Genomic DNA, 16,950 nt, shown 5'->3' with positions numbered 1-16,950 from the left:
GACTTATTTCATCGGCTCGTTTCGTTTTAATACACATTCGTTTTATTTTTTTTTGAACTAAGGCCAGCATCTACAAATAATAACAACGCTGTAATGATATGCATAATCATTCCGACAACCGGAATCCAACCAATAATAGAAGTAATGATACCTGTGATACTACCGTACTTGTTTACTCCATCTCTTGCAGATAGTACAAGTGTGATTACATGAAGGAAAAACATAACAATGAGTGGCACCCAACCATTTGAGAGAATAAAAATCCCTCCGAGAAAAGGAATGCCAAGAAACGCTTCACATGCACCTGTTATCCATTTTAGAATTGTTGATGTACTCAATTTTCCACACCCTTAATGCTTAATCTAATAACATATTATCATACATTTATACCCACACATTCGTTTTAGAAAACATCCTCTATGGTAAACGTAAAATTTCCTTTTCCAAGAAGTCTTCATTTAGCGCACCTAATACTTTATTTCGAATAATCCCATCCGAATCAATGAAATAACTCGTTGGATAGGCAATCACCTCATAGTCATCTAAGACAATGCCTTCAGGGTCCATTGGGATGATGAACGATAGTTCTTTCTCTTTCACGAAATCAGCGGCATTTGTTTCGTTTCTTTCCGTTTTCGTCATATTTACAGCTATGACTTCAAATCCGTCTTCTTTATATTCTTTATAAACTTTTTCCATATAAGGCATTTCTTCTTCACAAGGTCCGCACCAGCTTGCCCAAAAATTAAGTAATACTTTCTTTCCTTCATAGTCACTTAGTTGAAATGACTCACCATTCAGTGTTTCCAACTGAATTTCAGGTGCCTTCTCACCAATTTTCAAGCCAACAGCTACATTTTCTGGGTTTTCTATTTCCTCATATTGGTCAATTTGTACTTGTGACAATAAACCTTTGTCCTTTAGAATAGTCCGATCTACGATCAATAAAATAATAAGTAATGAAGCCGCAATGATTAAAAACTTTCTCATAGAACACCTCAACTTAGAACACTTTTCAAAACTGTCTTAATCATACTATAGTTGAGACAACTTTAGCGAATCTTTTACTTTAATGTTGAATGTTTTTAACATATAGGATTAATAAACTATAAAAAATTAATTGTTCATCTGCAGTCAGAGGTTGATTCATCGTTAAAAAGGGGGTGTTGTTTACTTTGAACGATTCCGTCCATTCTCTCGGAATCCATCCTTTCTGTAATTTCCCTAACTCCCTCCCATTCTCAGATTGAACCAATAAATTCATAAAAGTCCTTTCATATCTTAGCGTATAAGCTCGGCTATCTTTTTGACAAATAAAGCGCTTATTATTGTCATAGTGTAGAAGAATCGTTTTACCGTTATATTCTATCTGGATATTAGGTTTACGCACTGTAATTGTAGCAAGCACCTTATGATCAACAAATAATGCATAGCGATTTCTGTATATCCAGCGGTCGACAAATGTAGGCAAAAACCAGCGCCATTTATGAAAAGCTAAATCACGTATCTCTCCAACCGTTCTACCATCTCTATTAAATAATAATAGTCTTAAATTCGGCGCTGGTAAAAACCCTATAAGAAATTCCCTTTGTGAGAATAGATTGATTTGCTTACTATTTGTTAATGTATGTGAACGTACCTTTGCTTGATTATTTGCTAACACATAGCTTTGATAAGACATCCCACTATATAAAACAAAGGGCAAACACCACCAAAGAAGCCCGCTGATCTCCTGAAAGAAACTATGATAAATGACTAATAACCATAGTGGTATACATGCAAGTAAACTACCATTAAGAGAGGCTTGTGCTGATTGTTGATAATATTGCTGAATATTCATGAACTTCCTACCCCGATTCTCTCATAAAAATGAATTACTACCAATCTATTATAGAAAGAAGGAAATCATGAGTAATATTCATTTTTACCGCTAATCAAAAGAAAAAAAGACAATTCTCCTCTTTCATGAGAGAAGGAAATTATCTTTTTTCACCAACTTTTCAATTCTTGATAAACTAGCTTCTGCATCCTTATAACCTTGCTCATAAAAGGCAGATAGTTTCTTTAAGTCTCGTTCCATTCTTCCCACATCCACCGTCTCAGGTCTAATGATTACCACTTGTCCCTCTTTTTCTTGCTTCTCTAAATAGTCAACGGTTTCGTTATACATTTTGTAACGATTCATCATTGCTCTTTGAAGCCCTGGATATTGTGGATATTTTCTTCGTAACAAAAAACTCATTCTTGACGGTTTTTTTCGGTAACCTTTTGGACGTGTTAAAACAACAACAGCTTTATCATATCCATCTGCTTGTGCTTTTCTAATGGGTATAGAATCAGAAATACCGCCATCGAGTAGCATTCGGTTATTAAAAGAAATTTCTGGGGCAATAAAAGGTAATGAACTTGATGCCTTTAATAGGAGCAACAAGTTTTCTCCATAGTCTTTCTTCCCATAATAGACAGCTTCTCCACTCAAACAATCGGTTGTACCAATTATAAACTCACTTTCTCCGTTAAAGAACGTTTCATAATCATAGGGAACGAGCTTATTTGGAATTTCACCAAAAATAAAGTCCATCCCAAATAATTGTTTAGATTTTCGATAATTTCGCAAGGATAAATATCTAGGATCAGATACATACTCCACACTTACCTTCTTGTTACGGCCCTTTTGTTTCGATAAATAGGAGGCAGCATTGGCTGCTCCTGCAGAAACACCAATTACATATGGAAAAATCATACCTTTATCCAAAAATAATTCCATAACACCAGCGGAGTAAGCCCCTCTCATTCCTCCACCTTCTAATACAAGGGCTGTTTGATGTAAGTTCATGCTCTCAACGTATCCTTTCTAATTAAAGTCCTTGTTCTATTATAACAAGCTTGTCTTGTCTATTCTACGAAAGAGAGGTATGCCATGAATGATAAAATGTTGAAAAAACGAAAATAACATAGAGTACTCTGTCCTAGTGAATATAAAAAAGTTTGCTAAGAAGCTACCCCACTACTTTTATTAAACACGGTCAGCTGTTCACGATTAATAATGTTATTTAAAAAATAATAAAGTTGTTTAAAAATGAAGAGCATACATCGTGATCTTGTCCGTTCTTCTTGAACTACCGGGCAGCATTCCTGTAATAAGTGAAAATGAAATTTGATAGAAAAAAGACCTCTTGATAAGATAAATGTGTCCTAAGCCGGCTAGCTAAAAGGGACAAAATATCTATTCGGAGGTCTCAAAATGAATTATAACCAAAATCATAAAATAGCTCAAATTACATCAAAAACCTTAATCATTGGTATAGATATTGCCAAACATCATCATGTAGCTAGAGCACAGGATTATCGTGGAATAGAGCTAGGTTCTACTTGCTTTTTTGATAATACTCAAGAAGGAATTAGGACATTTATTAATTGGATTAATCAAATAAAAGATTCATACGAAATGGAGTCTGTCATTACTGGAATGGAGCCAACAGGCCATTATTGGCTTAATTTAGCTCATATTCTAAAGGAGGAACAGATTAAGTTCGTCACGGTCAACCCCTTACACGTCAAGCACAGTAAGGAACTAGACGATAATTCTCCCACTAAAAATGATGTTAAAGACGCAAAAGTCATTGCACAACTAGTCAAAGATGGTAGATACTCCGAACCAACGATACCACAAGGAGTTTTCGCAGAACTGCGTGTGGCTAAGAAATTGCGTGATCTATTAAATGTAGACTTACAAATAGTGCAAGGACAGATACACAACTGGATTGATCGGTATTTTCCAGAGTTCTTTACCGTTTTTAAAAGTTGGGAAGGGAAGGCAGCTCTTCATTTATTAAAGCTGGAAGCATTACCGGAAGAACTGGTGAGATATACAGAAGAAGAATTACTAGAATACCTTAGGCAAGCAGTGAAGCGCAGTATAGGGATTAAGAAGATTCGTGCCTTAAAAGAAGCAGCCAATCGCTCGATTGGCATCCGTCAGGGTGCCATGATGGCTAAAATGGAGTTAAGAACGTTAATTCAAAAGTATGAACTCATTCAAAAAAAGTTCGAAGAGCTTGACCAAACTCTGGATACACTACTTCAAGATATTCCAGGCGTTGATCAAATGTTAAAAATAACAGGAATTGGCCGTGATACAGTGGCGGGTTTCTTCGCTGAAGTAGGCGATTTGAGTGAATACAATCATCCTCGCCAGATAACTAAACTGGCTGGACTTAGCTTAAAAGAAAATACATCAGGTCAGCATAAAGGGAGAACCAGAATAACCAAACGTGGTCGAAAGAAATTACGAGCATTGTTATTCCGAGCATCTATGATTCTAGTAGCCAAGAACAAAGCCTTTAAAGCCCTACATTATTACTACACAATGAGACCTGACAATCCGTTAAAAAAGATGCAGTCTTTAATTGCCTTGTGTAATAAGCTCATCCGTATACTATTCTCTATTGGTAAGAAACAGTTTGTGTTTCAAGAGGAGAAGATGTTGAAGGACATCCCTCATATGCATGCATTTATCCAAGAACCAATAGCAGCTTAATCACTATTAAACTAACGATTAACCAATAGATTTAACAAGATGAACAGACAAAATCAGCATGGGATTAGTTGGCAACGCAACTAACGTAAGGACTTAGATCCTGTGGGGCAGCATGACCGACATCCACCTTATGGAAAGGTTGAACGAAGGAATGTAGGAGCGTAGACTCTGTGAGATTTGGGAGGGTAGACCTCCATAAGAGATGTGGACATCCATTGGTGCGTACATACCTATTTATCCAACTTTTGGGAATCATCTGAAGGTTGGCTAGTTTCCTGCGCTCATTTTCTTCGTAAACAGCTTGATTGTGTACTTTTCACTCTAATCAAATCTGTAAAGTAAAACAAGTTAGATAGCAATACGGTGAAAAACTGCGTAATTAAGAGATAAGTGTTTGTTTATTGAGGGAGGTTAGTTGAACAAGGAATTTAAACTATGGAAGAAATAGTATATAGTAAGTAAAGTTTTTTATATTCCAAACGTATATTTTAAGGTTAATATTTTTTATTGCGGAGGGGTTTTATTGCAAACACTTTTTAAATATAACTGGATGATACGAAAAGATTGGTATAACTGGTGTGAAGATTTAAGTGAGGAAGAGCTTTTGCAAAATCGAACTGGTGGTATGGGCAGTATATTACATACACTTTTCCATATTGTTGATGTCGAGTGGAGCTGGATACGTCTATTACAGGGAAAAGCGGACTTTCAGGAGAGTTTTGATTATTATAACAGCTTGGACAAGATTCGAAAATTGGACGCAGAATTTCATATGGAAGTAGAGAACTTTGTGAACAATTGGGATGCAAGTATGGAAAATCAATTATTTTACGATACCCTGCCAGATGGAAGAATTGTAACAGATACTTGGGGTGAAGTTATGCGCCATGCCATTGCTCACGAAATTCACCATATAGGACAATTATCAATTTGGGCAAGAGAATTGGGAAGGAAACCGGTTTCTGCAAACCTTATCGGGAGAGGACTTTCCTCTCATTCAACAAAATAATTTATTAAAGGGTTTGCAGAGGTAGCATCTGTTTTCTTGTTGTACTAGGAGGCAGTATAGCACAATAACCAATAATATGAATTAATAATCAGAAAGTAAAAATTACTTAGTGAAAGTGAAAAAATTGAGGAATAAAGTTTACTTAGTTTTATTGTTTTCTTTAACACTTGTTGGCTTGCTCTTTATAACGAAAAGCACATTTAAATCTAATGTTGGATATACAACCTTTAAACCAACAGGAGTTAAACACGAATTTACTAGGGTTGATTTAGAACAGAAACAAGTGGTTGGTACGGTCTCATATAAAAATAAAACATATATGACTGTCGTTGTGGATGTAACCTCGAATACCTTTCAAGTCGAGGGAAGTGTTGATGAATTAGGAGATTTATCAATGAGCCAAGATTCTTACATAAATCTGTTCAAGCAGCAAGCTAAATATTTCATTGAAAAAAATATTGATAATCCTAAAAAGCATTATGAAGAATTAGAACATCAATCGTTTTAAACAAACGGGTGATTAAGTATAAGTAGGAGGGTTGCTGAGACAGCTTTTTTCTTTGTCGTTATTAACATAATACGCAGGTTACTTGAAGAATAACATGGGTTATTATGGTAATGTAGATGTAAATGAAGTTGTCTAAATGAAGATAATTATACAAGCATTTATTGGTTCAATTATAATTCATATAATCTATATAGTCGGTATGATGTTAGACGGTTATATCAAAACAAGAAACTACAAACCAGATATATCAAGTGCGTGGGAAAAAGTAGAGACACTTCAAAGTGAGTAGATTTTGGTAAAGCTAATTCTCCTTTTCTTTACTTGTTTACTTTTATAGGAGTAACAGTGATTTGCGGAATTATTATATCTTCTTATAAAAAATTGTTGAACTAACGGGTGCAAGAGTTAAAGATGATTATCGCTGGAGCGTTCTTTTTTTCTTGTTTAACAAACAGGGCAGGCTAGTCGAACAGTGTTGTTTAAATTGTGTTTAACAATCGGCCATATTGAGAGTGACAAGAAAACAGAATGAGTGACTTAAGAATAAATGTTATTTACACTTTGCTGAGGAGGTACTTATGAAAACTCACTATTATTTAGGTTGGTTTAACAATTTTTTTTCAGAGAATCTGGGCAGGGCGTTACAGGAGGATATAACTGATAGAAAATCGCTTGCTATGATTAGCTCGAATCCATCTGTTTTTGAAGATGATGGTGCTACTGAACGGTCGTGGCTTGACCAGGCTGGCATTATGTTTAATGAATATCATTTAATTAATTATCGCTTACAGAAGGAAGATGCCCAAACGATAATTCAAAATGCTTCCGTCATTTTTTTGTTGGGTGGCAATATCCTTAATCAAAATGGTTTTTTGATGGAGTATGAATTATCGGATTCGATTAAAAAAAGCAACGCCGTTGTAATGGGAGCAAGCGCTGGGGCAATCAACATGTCCGCTAAATGGTTGTGCTCGAAAAACTTTGGAGATAAAGTTGAAATGAGCTCTGTTTACGACGGAATCGGTCTTGATAATTTTTCCGTCCTGTCTCATTTTGATCTTGAAAATAACATGGCACTGGTTCAAAGCGAACTATCTCCCCTATCGGAAGAAATAAATATTTATGCGTCAAACAAAGATTGCGCTGTACGTGTAAAAGAAAACAAAATCGACATTTTTGGCAATGTATATTTAATTTCCGACTCAAAGATTCAGAAATTGGATGAGACGCTCTAGTTCTAGCGAAACGCTATGGCTTAATTGAATTAATTTTTTTATGCACCGTCTCTATTTTAAATATAGTGAAGGAGAACTGGCACGAGTGTTGAATTGCGTCTATTTTTCTCCTTCACCCTTCCACAAAATATTTAGTTAAAGTAATTAAATTCTTATTGAACTAACGGATGCAAGAGTTAAAGATGAGGATTGCTGGAGCGTTCTTTTTTTCTTGTTTAACAAACGGGACAGGTTAATTGAATACGAATGAATCAGAAGATCGTCATTAAAGTCGATCTTCTTTCTTGTCACTGTTTCAGATAAAAGAATAACTAACCGCTGGAATCAATTTATAGTAATAAATTTTATTAATTGGAAAATAATAGTACAAAGAATGAGGGATAAAAGGAAATACAGGGGAAACTTCGCTCGAGTCGATACCCGCTTATAGAGTCATGAGGTTTGGGAAGTCTTGCTTCAGCTTTCGTGCCGGACATGGCACTGCTAAAACCAGTTTGTCCAAATTATATATTTTCTTATCTTATGAATTCAGGCTGATCAAGATAAGTCTTCTTTTCTAATTCTGTTTAAAGGGTGTGTAAGATTATGGAATTTTTCACTTCACAGGAATCTTTAACTATTGTCCAATGGATGCTCCGGGCCATTGTTGGATTTGTGTTTTTCGTCATACTTGTCAAATTAATGGGTCAGCGTTCCCTTTCCCAAGTAGGACTTCTCGATTTTGTTATCGTGCTGATTATTGGAAATATTATTGCCCATCCGCTGTCCGATGAAGGATTAGGTCTGGAAGGGTCGATGATTACAATGAGTGTTATTTTAATCTTGTATATAATCGGAATCTACCTAAGTTTGCATTTTAGACATTTTAGAAAGTGGTTTATCACCGATCCGATTCCATTAATAGAAAATGGAATGATTAATAACCGTAATATGAAACGTGCCCGAATTTCACTTGATGAACTGCAGACCGAATTGCGAATGAAGAATATTGAAGAAATCCAAAAAGTCGCACTTGCCTTATGGGAGCATGGTGGCAAGGTTTCCATCTTTCTGAAGACGGAACATATGCCTTTAACAGCCGTCACATTTAGCCAACCTGTCAAACCTTTTTATTTTCCAAATGCCGTTATAAAAGAGGGAACGATTGATTGTAAACAATTGCATCAATTAGGCAGGGATGAAGAATGGATTCATAAAAACTTCAAGATACCTATCCAAATATAACCATCAAAGATATTCTGCTTGGTACCGTAGATGACAAGGAAGACCTATGTATATTCCTATATAATTCCTGAGCTTCCTCATGATCTTATTTTCCTATGAGCAGGTGCAACCGACAGGATGTTTTCCAATTTAAATAGCTGGAATTTTTTGTTTGCATAGCAAGAAGCAAGAATCGCGGACAATCCTTTTTTTCTTTGAAGAAGTTAACTAAAAGAAAATGTTGAGGCTAAGCTATTTTATTAGATGTTTTTATATTTATATAAGCGATCTTTCGACATGAATAAATATATAGGAGATGGCTTTTCTCTTTTTGATACACTATTATGAAGAAAAAAAATAAATTGGTAGCACGAAAGCTTTTTCAATAATTTATAATATCGGTTGTGGATGGCAAATGTTTCAAACCCTAATTTCCCACAACTTTATTTAAGCATTGTAATGCCGACTAATCCCTTTATTTCATTAACATTATCATGCAATTGTATACATTTAGCTATTAATAGAAGTGATTCCTTAACTTTTTTATAGATCATTGGAGCTTTTCTGTTTCACTATCAAATTCTTGTATCTGCCTTAGTAATTCTACATTATGTAGGTGGATTCTTAGAAGTACATCATTTTATTTATTACTGTTCCGTCCGTTAACGTTATTTTTTCCTTTGTACCTTGTTATACGAACACGCATAATGGAATGATATTTCAAAATTAAACGTGTTTATTATCTCTATACATCAGCTACCCTATCGTTGACACCCAAACCTACTTAAATCAAAGAATCACCGAATAAGCATTCCTCTATGAATGAAGCAATCATTTACTTTGTTCCTTATTAGTATATATATTATTCTATAAGCCAATAATTCGGCTTACAATGGAAAGGCCAAAAAGAAAACACGAACATTGATTTGTTCGCGTTTTCTTTTTGGCCTTTTATATTTACTCGTTTATTAGAGGATACGGATGATAAACGGGATGCGATACTCTTCCCCTTCAAACGCCTTAACAGCTGCAATAATGGTAAATACGATAAACGCAATGCCAAATATCGCTGCTAATAAATAACCAATGAGCACTAACATCAAGATCGTACTAATGATTCCATAAACAAAGTAAGTAATGAGGAAGTTAAAATACTGTCTACCATGATAGTCTACAAGCTTTGAGCTATCTTTTTTTATAAGCCAAATAACAAGTGGTCCTATAAATACAGTAAAGAAACTAATAATATAAATGCCCGCAGCAAGTATTCTGTCTGTTTGTGAATCTTTCATTGTTGTTTTCCCCTTTCTCTTATTCCTTCTTGTACTATATACCTATTTTACGATGATTATTATAAAAAGTTTCAAAGTTTTTATTTTCAAATTTCTGTTCTTCTATTGGACAACTTGAATACATTTATAAAAGCGAGAGAAAACAAGTTGATACGTGAGTTCCCCTGATTTTTACTACTAGGAAAAAAATAAACAAATAGGTGATTTATATGATGTCAAAAATCGAAGCATTTATTCTTGGAATCATTCAAGGTATAACAGAATTTCTACCTATTTCAAGCACCGGACATTTATATCTTGGAAGACATTTATTTGGTCTTGATGAAGCAGGATTATTTTTAGATACCATGCTTCATATCGGTACCCTTTTAGCTGTCCTTGTTGTTTATAAAAATGAGTTATTAGAAATCATTAAAAATCCATTTGGAAAGTTATCGATGCTGCTTGTCATTGGTACAATCCCTGCTGTCTTTGTTGGTTTATTATTTAATGATTTATTTGATTCGATCTCAAAAACCGGTGTCACCATTGGCTGGGAATTCATTCTTACCGGAATCATTCTGTGGTTCTCTGATAGTATTAAAAATGGTGCGAAAAAGATGAAAGATATTAGCTATGGCGATGCATTATTTATTGGGAGTTTTCAAGCAATTGCCATATTCCCTGCTATCTCACGATCCGGTTTAACCATCGCTGCGGGGCTCATCCGTAAACTCGATCGAGAAACAGCTGCCTACTTTTCATTTTTATTATCTATACCGACCATTGCAGGAGGCATTGTGCTGCAATTTGGAGAAATGTATGCGGGTCATATCGAAGCCATTAGCTTTGGCAGTATGTTAATTGCCACACTTGCATCAGCCATTTTCGGTTATATTGCCGTTGTTTGGATGATTAATTTTCTAAAGAGAAAATCACTCAAGATATTTGCCGTTTATGTTTGGATTTTAGGATTAACAATCCTATTTATGCAAATGGCAGGCATTTTTTAATATTGCTTCTCATGAGTAGGGTATTGATTTCTAATTTATCACTTTAACAGTATATTTGATGAAATATTATTAAGCAGAAAAAGGACTGGATGCTGATGTCGACGATACTTTTTAAAAATGCCATTGTCTATCCCATTACTTCAAAGCCTTTCCACGGAGATGTATTAATAAAAAATCGTATAATTAAAAAGGTCGGTAAAGATATTCAAGATTTGCATGCGCAAGTAGTTGATTGTTCTCATGGTTTTCTGCTACCTGGTTTTATTGATGTTCATACACATATCGGATTATATGACGAGGGGACTGGCTGGGCAGGTAATGATGCGAACGAAACAACCCAGCCATTAACACCTCATATTCGTGCAATCGATGGCGTCCACCCTTTCGATCCTGCCTTTCGTGATGCACTCAAAGCTGGGATTACTACTGTTCACGTAATGCCAGGCAGTGCGAATATTATCGGTGGCACCACATCTATCTTGAAAACGTATGGTAATAGCGTTGAAGAAATGCTTGTAAAAGAAACTGCGGGATTAAAAATTGCTCTAGGAGAAAACCCTAAAAAAGTTCATAGTCATAGCAATGATCATTCAATTACTAGAATGGGTATTATGGGAATGTTAAGAGAAGCGTTTTATAATGTTCATGCCAATCCAAATGAAGTAAACCTGCGCACATCCCCTATAATTAAAGCACTTACACAAGAAATACCTGTGCGAATTCATGCCCATAGAGCAGACGATATTTTAACTGCACTACGATTTGCTAAAGAGTTTAATTTAGATATACGAATTGAACATTGTACAGAGGGCCATTTAATTACTCCTTATTTAGGAAAGAACCTCCAAGTGAGCGTTGGACCGACCTTAACAAGACGATCAAAAGTAGAGTTAAAAAACAAGACGTGGGACACTTATAGAATCCTCGATAAAGCTGGTGTCTCCGTTTCAATTACCACCGATCACCCTTATACACCTATTCAATACTTAAACATTTGCGCAAGTATTGCTGTTCGAGAAGGTTTATCCGAACAAAAAGCATTGGAGGGAATAACCATCGCTGCGGCTAAAAACTTAAAAATTGATCATAACGTTGGTAGCATTGAAGAAGGGAAAGAAGCTGATCTTGTACTCTGGAGCCACCACCCTTTTCATTTTCTAGCAAAACCAAAATGGACAATGGTCTCAGGCAAATGGGCATACACAAATGCAGTTGACAAATAAAATGATAATAAGGAAGATTTATCTTTAAATGAGAAGCTCTGCCTCCCACCCCTTTCTAAATAATGATATGGTATCTTCTCCATTTATCTTCTATCCATCACACTTTTTTATGGTCCTACCTTGCTTTACCTCCATGTATCTGTATCTTTTTCACCTCCCATCCACTGGTTGTTTTATGCAATGTCACCATTAGAATCAGGCATGCAAAAAATGGTGAAATTTGGCGAAAAATAATCTTTAAAATAAGGCAAAAAATCTATTCCCTTTTTGTATTTTTTTTAGTATTATACTTTCATAAAATAATATTTTTAGTCGATAATATCTTTTGTTTTTGGATATTGGGAAGGCAAATGGTGCGCCACCAGTTTACTGGTTCTAGTGGGTTCGATTCCCACCCCGAAATTTTTTAGCTACATTACAAAAAATTTCGAGGGTGGGCCTTTTCTGTCTTTTTGGCATGGAGTAGGTTTACTCTCACGTGGAGGGATAACCAATGCTGAAAAAACGTGACCTAAATGATTGTCAAGTTTTATTCGAATTGATGACGCACCCCGATGTCTTCCCTTTTGTGCGTCATAAAGCTCAATCTTATGAAGAACTGTTGTTTATTACGAAACAAACGCTTGAAGCTGAGGAACAAGAAAAACTCATCTCTCGCACCATTACAGATGAATGGAATAATCCAATAGGTACCATTAGCTTATATGACATTGAAAATCAAGCTGGCTTTCTCGGCACATGGATTGGTAAACCCTATCATGGTAAAGGTTATAATCAATTAGCCAAAGATGCTTTCTTTAATGAACTTTTTTATGATTTAAATATTGAAACCATTTTTATGCGCATAAAAAAAGAAAACATTCGTTCATTAAAAGCTGCCCAGAAACTACCTTATGCCATTTATGCCAATGAATCACGTAAAAGTTTGTATGAAAAAATAAATGAAACTGGCGAGATTTACGATTTATTTGAAATTCCTAAAGATCTTTATTCTCTTCATATGCTTAGAGAAGGACTGACAGTGGAAGATACAACTCATCTAAAAGAAGCTTAAAAAAACAAGGGAGCTTACTATAGCTACCCTTGTTTTTTATTCGCTAAAACCTGTTGATAAATTTTTCTCACTTCATATGTTTTGTAAAGTTCTAATTTCCGCAATTCAATCGGGTGTCTATTGATTCCATATTCTTTGAGTTTTGCAATATACCAGCCTTTTGAACCTTGATATGCCATCCTCATCTCTCCTACCGTTCTTTCTAACAATATATGTGATAAGAATAGGAGACATGCTCATTAATGAAGATTTTTTCCTAATACATCCTTTGCTCCAGTAACTGGAATTACACTACCAGTGATAAAACTAGATGCCGGTTCAGTAAGAAATGCGATTACCCTCGCTACATCCTCTCCTGTACCAGGGCGTCCTACAGGGGTGCGATCATCATTTACTGTACAGGCATTGTTTATATCACTCTCTTTCCACTTGCCAATAATATCCCCCGGACAAACCATATTTACTGTTATGCCGTTTTCTGCTTCTTCCATTGCAATCGTTTTTGTTAATGAGACTGCACCAGATTTTGCTGCCGCAAAAGCCGAACGATACATCCATCCTGGGGCAGTTTCGGCGCGATCAAACCCTATTGTTATGATTCTCCCCCACCTTTTCTTTCTCATGAGTGGAATAACCGCTTTTCCCAATATAAATAAAGCTTGCAGATTTCCATTCATTAAATAAGACCATTCATCTAATGAATATTCAATCATTTTCTTTTTTTCGTGAATATACGGGCCCGCGTTATGTATCAAGATATCAATTGAATCTGTTTTCGCTAACGATTGTTGGATGAGATGATTACATTCATCATCATTCGTTATATCTGCTCTAATTGCGATATTTTTTGTCCCATATTTCTTAGTAAGTGCTTCACAAAGTTCATTTGCTTTTTGTTCGCTATGTCTATAATTAATAATTACGTTTATTTTTTGTTCTGCTATTTTCCATGCAATACTTCTACCGATACCAGTTGACCCACCAGTAATTAACGCTGTCTTCGTATTCACAAAACAACCCCTTTTAGTTAGAATTTTTTAAATTATTATTTAATTTCAATACTAATCAGTAAAAAGTAATGTTGCAAGTGTTTTGTATTGATGTTCCTTTAACGAAAATGGAATTGTTGCATAAATTAAATAATAGGCGTTTATCATCATCGGAAAGATCATCTCTTTTTTTGGAAGGGTGAAAAGTATATGTTCCCTTGGAATCAATTCCCATTTAATAAAGAAATGAAGGCCAAATTCGAAAAACTAAACCAAAAAGAAGTCAATGAGTATGTACAAGGGATGCTCGGAAAGGTCTTTCCGAATGACCTTCAATATTCAACAAAGCAAGAACAAGAAGAAACTCAACATACAACAGAAAATAAACAATCACAAAGTAAGTTAAGATTTCGTGTCTTGGAGACACATAAGTATGTGTTTGTAAGAATAGAAATCCAAAAACGAGAATGGTTAAAACAATTAAAAATGTATCATACAACCAATCAACTCATTCTCGAACATATCCCAAAAGACAGTGACCAAACACTTATTACATTACCGACTCTTGTTCATAAAAAGGGCGCTAAAGCAGACTTCCAAGATGACATTTTAGAAATCCAACTTTATAAGTTAATTGACCGGCAATTATCTGAAATTCATGTCGATGACTATTAGTTTGGAGTGGAAATATGTGTTACTACCTAAATACCCTAACAACAATGCTTTCAATCATTAAAAATGGATTACCGATTATAAAAAAACGAAAAAAGAAAATTTCAACTGCAGTTGCTGGTATGGCTGGATTAGTTTCTGCCTCACGCCTTAAACAGGCAGGGCATACGGTCAGGAATAGCCGTGTAGGAGGAAGAATATACACGCTTAGATCTTCCTTTTACGGATGGGGATGATCTGGATATGGGTGCGATGAGAATCCGTCATACACATAAACTTTTTGTATAACAATATTTAGCTAAATTTCAATTGCCATTATCCCAGCCTTTACACTATTACATGAGGCAGTAGAACCCTTTATCACACTATATAATCACAGTACAGAAGAAGACAAAAAAAGAATAGTCTCAGAATACGGTAAATATTCCATGGTCGATTTTTTAAAGTTTAACCCCTTAGAAACGCCTTTATCTTCAAATGCGATAAGATTAATTAGTATTTTTATAGGAATTGAAGGGTTTCAAAATTGATCATTTATGTCGATTTTATCTATTGTCCTCTCCCCTACTCTTGCCAAATGGAATTACCATCGAACCTATTTTTTTCAATCAAAAAATAGAAAGAATCAAACAAAGTGGGAATAAAGTAGCCATCTACGTTAATGATACATATCAACATACTTTTAAATTTACTTTACTTCAATTGATAGCTTTACTACCCCAAAATAGCATCAGTCAAAAAAATGGCAGGCAATTAGAGAATTGTAAAACATTCCTTCAATGAAAATTGGGATTGAATTTAGTAGCCCTTTTTGGAAAAGGTACAACTTTGGTCATGTTAAAACTGATGTACCGATTCATTTTAGCTATGTTCCTAATAGGGTAAATAATGATAGACCAGTTGTTTTACTTGTCAGCTATAGTTGGGGCAATGACGCTTTATTATGGAATAGTTTGTCACAATTAGATATTACGAGGGAAGTCTAGAAAAGCTTAAGTGAAGTATATGGGGATATTGTCTATATAGAATACCTCAGAACCGTTACATTTAATTGGAGTAGAAATTCTTTTTCGGCAGGTTGTTTCACGTTATATTCACCAGGTCAACAAAAAGATTTCGGCGAGGAAGTAAGTAAACCAACAGGGAGACTTCATTTTTCTGGGGAGCATACATCTCTTTCCCTGGATGGATTGAAAGTCGGGTATTCGTGCAGCAGCAGATATTCATAAGAGGGAATAGTCATGATATAAAAGAAGCGGTGAAAAGGCCATAAATAATACTAAGGCCTTTTCACCGTATGAACTTATTTAAATGGCAGTATATCCACTGTCTACTGTAAAAGTTTCAGCCATAAAGCTTTGCCACTCTCTACGTTCATCTCAGCATTGACAACGTTTGCACCTTTTTTCACCAAACGCCTTCATAGCCAATCCCTAACGCTAACTTTTTTGATTTTTTAAACTGATGTAGCACCTTGTCCACCATCGATACGATAATATGATCCTGAAATAAATGAAGCTTTTTCTGATGATAAAAATACCATTAGATCGGCAATTTCCTCAGCTGTTGCATATCTTTTCATTGGTACAGAACTTTCAAATTGTGTACGGGCATTATCTGTTTGTTCAGGCATAGCGTTTGCTTCAATGGATCTCATCATTTGTGTATCTACACCAGATGGCGTAACCGCATTTACTCTTACACCATAATCAGCAGCTTCTAGTGCAGCCGTTTTGTTTAACCCGATTACTGCATGTTTAGATGCAACATAAAGCCCCATACCTGGTGCACCTAATAAACCGCCGTTTGAAGCTGTATTAACGATTGCTCCACTTTTTTGAGCTTTCATCACAGGTAAAACATATTTTAATCCTAAAAACGCACCGAAAACATTTACCCCAAATACTGCATCAAAATTTTTCTTTGATTGCTCATCTAAGATGGCAAAATCGCCATTGATTCCAGCATTATTAATAAATGTATCGATACGACCAAATGCTTGTTGTGTATCTTCAACATATTTTTTTACTTCTTCTTCTTTTGTAACATCAGCTGATAACAATAAAATCTCCTCAGCATCAATAGAAGCAGCAGCCTTTTCTAATGCCTCTTTAGATAAATCTACTAGTGCAAGCTTGGCACCTTCTTTAGCAAAAGCTTTCGCTGCAGCTAATCCAATCCCACCTGCGGCACCTGTAATTAGAACTACTTTGTTTGAAAAACTCATCTGAAA

At 35.3% G+C, this 16,950-nt stretch carries 18 protein-coding genes and 2 pseudogenes; 11 read left to right on the top strand and 9 right to left on the bottom strand.

Translation table 11 applies throughout. The features are described 5' to 3' along the window. Positions 1 to 26: 26 nt before the first annotated feature. The 4 genes from H9655_RS04345 to H9655_RS04330 all read right to left on the bottom strand — a co-directional run bounded on the left by H9655_RS04345 (position 27) and on the right by H9655_RS04330 (position 2,836). On the bottom strand, positions 27 to 338 hold the full coding sequence (locus tag H9655_RS04345; RefSeq protein WP_191811206.1) for a hypothetical protein: 312 nt from the start codon (positions 336 to 338) through the stop codon (positions 27 to 29). 79 nt (positions 339 to 417) lie between these two features. Then, positions 418 to 990, bottom strand: a complete 573-nt coding sequence (locus H9655_RS04340) for a TlpA disulfide reductase family protein (RefSeq protein WP_191811203.1) — start codon at positions 988 to 990, stop codon at positions 418 to 420. Positions 991 to 1,069: 79 nt separating this feature from the next. Next, positions 1,070 to 1,840, bottom strand: a complete 771-nt coding sequence (locus tag H9655_RS04335) for a hypothetical protein (protein ID WP_191811202.1) — start codon at positions 1,838 to 1,840, stop codon at positions 1,070 to 1,072. Between the two features lie 123 nt (positions 1,841 to 1,963). After that, positions 1,964 to 2,836 (bottom strand): patatin-like phospholipase family protein, encoded by an 873-nt coding sequence (locus H9655_RS04330; RefSeq protein ID WP_191811199.1) that lies wholly within the window; start codon positions 2,834 to 2,836, stop codon positions 1,964 to 1,966. Positions 2,837 to 3,244: 408 nt separating this feature from the next. On the opposite strand from H9655_RS04330, the gene H9655_RS04325 reads away from it, so the two are divergent. The 5 genes from H9655_RS04325 to H9655_RS04305 all read left to right on the top strand — a co-directional run bounded on the left by H9655_RS04325 (position 3,245) and on the right by H9655_RS04305 (position 8,516). Next, on the top strand, positions 3,245 to 4,540 hold the full coding sequence (locus tag H9655_RS04325; protein ID WP_191811196.1) for an IS110 family RNA-guided transposase: 1,296 nt from the start codon (positions 3,245 to 3,247) through the stop codon (positions 4,538 to 4,540). A 523-nt stretch (positions 4,541 to 5,063) separates the two neighbouring features. Further along, positions 5,064 to 5,549 (top strand): DinB family protein, encoded by a 486-nt coding sequence (locus H9655_RS04320; protein WP_191811194.1) that lies wholly within the window; start codon positions 5,064 to 5,066, stop codon positions 5,547 to 5,549. A 124-nt stretch (positions 5,550 to 5,673) separates the two neighbouring features. Further along, positions 5,674 to 6,057: a hypothetical protein gene (locus tag H9655_RS04315; RefSeq protein ID WP_225230404.1), complete on the top strand. Its 384-nt coding sequence runs from the start codon at positions 5,674 to 5,676 to the stop codon at positions 6,055 to 6,057. Positions 6,058 to 6,635: 578 nt separating this feature from the next. Beyond that, positions 6,636 to 7,292: a Type 1 glutamine amidotransferase-like domain-containing protein gene (locus H9655_RS04310; protein WP_191811192.1), complete on the top strand. Its 657-nt coding sequence runs from the start codon at positions 6,636 to 6,638 to the stop codon at positions 7,290 to 7,292. 585 nt (positions 7,293 to 7,877) lie between these two features. Continuing rightward, positions 7,878 to 8,516 (top strand): DUF421 domain-containing protein, encoded by a 639-nt coding sequence (locus tag H9655_RS04305; protein ID WP_225230403.1) that lies wholly within the window; start codon positions 7,878 to 7,880, stop codon positions 8,514 to 8,516. 239 nt (positions 8,517 to 8,755) lie between these two features. On the opposite strand, the pseudogene H9655_RS22875 reads toward H9655_RS04305, so the two are convergent. Together H9655_RS22875 and H9655_RS04300 are read right to left on the bottom strand one after the other, a co-directional pair. Next, positions 8,756 to 9,049 (bottom strand): annotated as a pseudogene (locus H9655_RS22875) (YkoP family protein). A 414-nt stretch (positions 9,050 to 9,463) separates the two neighbouring features. Continuing rightward, a complete protein-coding gene (locus H9655_RS04300) occupies positions 9,464 to 9,787 on the bottom strand; it encodes a DUF4870 domain-containing protein (protein ID WP_191811190.1) in 324 nt (107 codons plus the stop codon). A 212-nt stretch (positions 9,788 to 9,999) separates the two neighbouring features. On the opposite strand from H9655_RS04300, the gene H9655_RS04295 reads away from it, so the two are divergent. The 3 genes from H9655_RS04295 to H9655_RS04285 all read left to right on the top strand — a co-directional run bounded on the left by H9655_RS04295 (position 10,000) and on the right by H9655_RS04285 (position 13,056). Next, positions 10,000 to 10,779 carry an undecaprenyl-diphosphate phosphatase gene (locus H9655_RS04295; RefSeq protein ID WP_191811188.1) on the top strand — a complete coding sequence of 260 codons (780 nt, stop codon included), beginning with the start codon at positions 10,000 to 10,002 and terminating at the stop codon, positions 10,777 to 10,779. A 95-nt stretch (positions 10,780 to 10,874) separates the two neighbouring features. Beyond that, positions 10,875 to 12,002: an amidohydrolase gene (locus H9655_RS04290; protein ID WP_191811186.1), complete on the top strand. Its 1,128-nt coding sequence runs from the start codon at positions 10,875 to 10,877 to the stop codon at positions 12,000 to 12,002. Positions 12,003 to 12,495: 493 nt separating this feature from the next. Then, positions 12,496 to 13,056, top strand: coding sequence for a GNAT family N-acetyltransferase (locus tag H9655_RS04285; protein WP_191811184.1), 561 nt, complete (start codon positions 12,496 to 12,498; stop codon positions 13,054 to 13,056). Positions 13,057 to 13,079: 23 nt separating this feature from the next. Here the strand turns inward: H9655_RS04285 and H9655_RS04280 are convergent, their stop codons facing one another. Beyond that, positions 13,080 to 13,235: a DUF2639 domain-containing protein gene (locus H9655_RS04280; protein WP_191811182.1), complete on the bottom strand. Its 156-nt coding sequence runs from the start codon at positions 13,233 to 13,235 to the stop codon at positions 13,080 to 13,082. A 60-nt stretch (positions 13,236 to 13,295) separates the two neighbouring features. After that, positions 13,296 to 14,066, bottom strand: a complete 771-nt coding sequence (locus tag H9655_RS04275) for an SDR family oxidoreductase (RefSeq protein ID WP_191811180.1) — start codon at positions 14,064 to 14,066, stop codon at positions 13,296 to 13,298. Between the two features lie 225 nt (positions 14,067 to 14,291). Between H9655_RS04275 and H9655_RS04270 the strand changes: the two genes are divergently transcribed. The 3 genes and pseudogenes from H9655_RS04270 to H9655_RS22345 all read left to right on the top strand — a co-directional run bounded on the left by H9655_RS04270 (position 14,292) and on the right by H9655_RS22345 (position 15,946). Beyond that, complete coding sequence (locus H9655_RS04270) at positions 14,292 to 14,720, top strand: Hsp20/alpha crystallin family protein (RefSeq protein WP_225230402.1); 429 nt, start codon at positions 14,292 to 14,294, stop codon at positions 14,718 to 14,720. 14 nt (positions 14,721 to 14,734) lie between these two features. Then, a complete protein-coding gene (locus H9655_RS04265; RefSeq protein ID WP_191811176.1) occupies positions 14,735 to 14,953 on the top strand; it encodes an FAD-dependent oxidoreductase in 219 nt (72 codons plus the stop codon). A gap of 543 nt (positions 14,954 to 15,496) precedes the next feature. Next, positions 15,497 to 15,946 (top strand): annotated as a pseudogene (locus H9655_RS22345) (flavin monoamine oxidase family protein). Positions 15,947 to 16,173: 227 nt separating this feature from the next. Here the strand turns inward: H9655_RS22345 and H9655_RS04250 are convergent. After that, entirely contained in the window at positions 16,174 to 16,944 is a 771-nt protein-coding gene (locus H9655_RS04250) for an SDR family NAD(P)-dependent oxidoreductase (protein WP_191811172.1), read from the bottom strand. Positions 16,945 to 16,950: the final 6 nt, after the last annotated feature.

The sequence above is a fragment of the Cytobacillus stercorigallinarum genome (assembly GCF_014836495.1).
Classification (GTDB): Bacteria; Bacillota; Bacilli; order Bacillales; family Cytobacillaceae; genus Cytobacillus; species Cytobacillus stercorigallinarum.
The sequence above is the reverse complement of the archived record's forward strand: the minus strand, read 5'-3'. Positions and strand labels throughout refer to the sequence as shown.